Source organism: Bartonella sp. AD328YNZD (assembly GCF_042196425.1).
Map to the genome: position 1 here is coordinate 1 of NZ_JBHIQG010000222.1, position 4,025 is coordinate 4,025.

The following is a 4,025-nucleotide window of genomic DNA, read 5'->3' on the forward strand; positions in this document are numbered from 1 at the left end:
TGGTTAATTCGTATTTTTTGCACATAGGAGTACCCTCACAATCTAATGTGATAAACGTTTTCTAAAATTTGAAATGGGAAATTTGGTTGGAAAGCAGGCACCCCCGCCGCGCCCGCATTTTATTTACGTTACATTAGGTGAGACCCATACAATTTCTAACTCGCCATAAGGAGAGAGACGTTCAGTATAGGTTTTAACCTTAGTAGACCCGCCGACATTTTCACGAATAACAGCAATGCCATGGATATGAGCATTTTCATAAACATGCACGTCATTTGCTATACGCGCGTTTTCATAAACCCTAGCATTGTCATAAACATAGGCATTATCATAAATAATAGCCTTGCCATACACATGAGCATTGCCATAGACACGGGAATTATCAGAAACAACGGCATTGCCATAAACATGCGCATTATCATAAATATAGCCAGCAGCGATAGCATTATCATAAACCCAGCAATTACCATCATGCGATAAGTTATTTTCATTTTCAATAAAGCCGCCTAAAGCCCCAGTTTTGACATCATCAAAGTCTCTTAAAGCTTTAATGCGATAAAGAGTTTTATTATTAAATACACGCGTTTCATTTGTGAGTGCAAACTTTTTTTGCATAGCACAATTCCTTTATAAAAAGATTTAAATTTTAAAATGAGATGTTTTAAAGAGGGGCGCCCCCGCCGCGCCCGCGCGTTATTTACGCAGCATCATTTTCATATTCGCTGTCATTATCATCGTCATAATACCACTCACAATCAGCATAATATTCATGACGGTAATAATCATCTTCACTACCAAATTCTGGATATGCATCATCAAAATCTCTTAAAGCTCTAATACGCGTTAAGAAATAACCATCGATATATTCACCATCATCAACAAATTCATATTTTTTTGCAGGCTCTTGTTTATTAACAGATGCAGTTTCATTTGCAATGTTAGAGAGAACGGGGGTGTTGTTTGATATATTTGTCATATTTAAAACCTTGATGTTAATATTGTTTTGAATTGACACCCTATAAGGGCGTCGGGCGCTCAAAACACGGCATCAAGTCCGTTGCTACGCTTTTCTCATAAGAGTATTGTATAGCGTAACTACACCCGACATAATCATTATATGCTAATGACAGCATAAAAGAAAGTCAGTATTTTAAAGAGATGGGAGAGGTTGTTTCGTAACCTACCCGCTTGATGTTTAGTGTTTTGATCACTTGATTATTTATATAACAAAATACGTATTTATTGTCAAATAATATTTTATCTTTTTTGATATTTTTTAAATTGCATTATGTATTAATGTTATCATGTTCTTATGAAGAGCTTCTTTTATATTTATATGCTTTTAAAGCTATATTATGGGCGTTCTTAAACGATTGCGCTGTTTTTTGAATCTATACATTTATAATATTTAGAAACGCTCTCATAATGCGTTTTTTTATCTTTATAATCTATCAATTTTTTTACTAAATGAATTTAAAATTTTTTGTGAATTTTGTTTATAACGCATTTATCATTTAAACTGTCTTAATAAGCACCGCGCTCTTATAACCAATGCATTCATTTGCATTTTTGCTTTATTCAAACAAAGCTACTGTTTTTACGCATTCTTTATAACTGTTATATGCTATAGCTATGGCATCATTTTCATAAGAGAAACGATAAATAGGATTGTAATTTAGAGACTGTTATGAAAAAACCTAATAAAAATATCTAAAAAGAGATTGATAATTATAGAGATTAAAAAAATCCCTTTTAATAAGGCTTTTGTCAGTTTTGTCAGTTCCTTTTAGACCCTCTATTATTTTTTTTATGAGTAAAAATTAAAAACATTATATTTCAATAGGTTAATATCTTTAAAACATAACGTATATCAAGAGTACAATCTTGAAAGGTAACCAATGATGTAAATTGAATAAAACCTGTCAGTTATGTGTCAGTAAAGTGAACTGACAAAATAGACCATTTTAGTGAGTCATTAAAACCTTTCAAAAGATAGCTTGTAATTCATAAGAAATGCTATCAAGATCATTATGGTTGTGAGTTTTGAAGATTTTGAGCATTTTGAGAGTTCCTTTTACCCCCCTTTATATATTTTTTTCAATCGAAAAATAAAAGTTATTATATTTCAATATATTAGCATTTTAGAGATACAACCTATATTAAAACACAACCTATAAATACAGCCCACGGTATATTTTTGAAGGTATTTTGAGAGTTTGAGAAACCTTCAAAACCTATAAGTAATATAAAAAATGAATATACATAATTCTCTTTAAACAAAGCTTTTGAAAAGCATAAAGCTATCATTTTAGATTACGGTATAATCTCTTAAAGCAATCCAAATAAGAGTATTTAAAAGTGCAAATGATTTCTTTTTAGAATAACGCATATTAGGATTGTATCTAATCAACTTAACAAAAGAGGTATAGATTATGGTTATAAGCTCTATACCCCTTATGAGTTATCATACCCATTATGTGAGCATGCTTTATAAGTTATTCAATTTCTCTTATTTCCAATTTTGGTAAGTTTTTTACGATTTTCATTGTTTCTAAACTTACGGTAATAACCCTTTGAAATAACTCCAATGGGTAGGCAGGGTTGCCAACGGTTTCAACAGCATAGCGATTGGCATCATTGACAATGCCGCTCTTTTTATCAGTCTTAACGCATTGACGCCCCATAACCCATTCAAGAGCGGGTCTACCATTGACGATATACTCATAAGCTTCAAGAGGGATATCTGTTATTATGATATTGTTGTTATAAATAACCGTCGATTTATCCTTTTCCTTACTATTCCCAGCGAATTTCATTTCAGTTACATAATAAAACTTTTCGGGATTAGAGATCTCTGTTTGTTTTGGATTACCCTTTTTAAAGGTCACTGGATAAGGCTCTACATCTTCATAATTTACGTGCAAATGACCGAGTTCACGTCCTGCTGTTACAAACTTCCAAAAATCATCGGCACTCTTTACACAAGGGATACGAGGCAATTCTTTGCATAAATTATGTGCATAACGTGTACGATAATCTTTTGAATGGAAAATCCCATAAACGTAATAGAATAAATCATCTTTCGTGATTTTTTTATTAGGATAAGCCGCTTTAAAATGCGCTAATCCCTCATCAGTAATGGCATCACGGCGTTGTAAACCAGCTGTTGTGTTTTCTTCTATAGAATGCGTAAATAAATGGGTTTGTTTTTCACTTTTACTTTTTGAAACCGTAGTATCTTTGTAAATATAAAGTGGAAAACATTGGTTACCACCATCCATCATATTAAGATTAGGCAAATCCTTAGCCATAAATACAGAAAAACCACTCCTTGCTCCTATGCCTGTAATTTGTATCACTCTATTTTCGACCGCTTGTCCTATCGGGAATATACGCGGCATTTGATAGACTGCTTCATTAAAGACGCTATTGTAATAAAGCCATTGTTTTGTAAAAGGGCGATAAAGGCTTTGAGTAAGGCATGTAGCTTCAAATTCTGAAAATTTGCCTCTTAATAATTCTCCTTTAAGAGTACTGCTCCAACTAATTTTTTTACTATCTGAATTTACGAAATTATCTACAGCCTTTTTACGTGTGTTACGGTCAGCATGTGGATAGATCTCATTAAAACATTTCACTTCGCTGTTATAAAAGGTAATCATATTACCCATATTCTTTGCTAAAATTTCACGGCTTGAGTTATACGCCCAAGCATCACGATTGGTTGAAACACCAAGAGAATAAGTTTCAAAGAGTTTTTTATCATGCCCCTTTTTGATACCCATAGCTAAGAATGTTTTGAAACTTTTATCACGTTGATGTATCCAATCACCATGCTTATCTGGTGTAATTATTTTCCAACCTTGTTTACTTCGTGTAATGCCACCAACACTACCAAAGTCTTGAATCATTCCAAGTTTTTTTTCGGTGGAAAGATTATCTCCAATGTCATGATAGTAAATTTTACACTCTCCAGAAACATTGGGATTTTTGATAAATAGCGTTACCGCAATACCAGTCATACT

3 protein-coding genes are annotated in these 4,025 nt (G+C 32.8%); all 3 read right to left on the reverse strand.

Annotation, left to right across the window (positions count from 1 at the left end):
* Positions 1-123: 123 nt before the first annotated feature.
* The gene (locus tag ACFIO3_RS09560; protein WP_375608722.1) at positions 124-615 is read right to left on the reverse strand and encodes a hypothetical protein; all 492 of its coding nucleotides are present in this window, start codon (positions 613-615) and stop codon (positions 124-126) included.
* An 82-nt stretch (positions 616-697) separates the two neighbouring features.
* Entirely contained in the window at positions 698-976 is a 279-nt protein-coding gene (locus ACFIO3_RS09565; RefSeq protein WP_375608723.1) for a hypothetical protein, read from the reverse strand.
* Positions 977-2,495: 1,519 nt separating this feature from the next.
* Positions 2,496-4,025, reverse strand: a 1,530-nt coding sequence (locus ACFIO3_RS09570) for a type ISP restriction/modification enzyme (RefSeq protein ID WP_375704368.1), incomplete at its 5' end; no start/stop codon positions are given.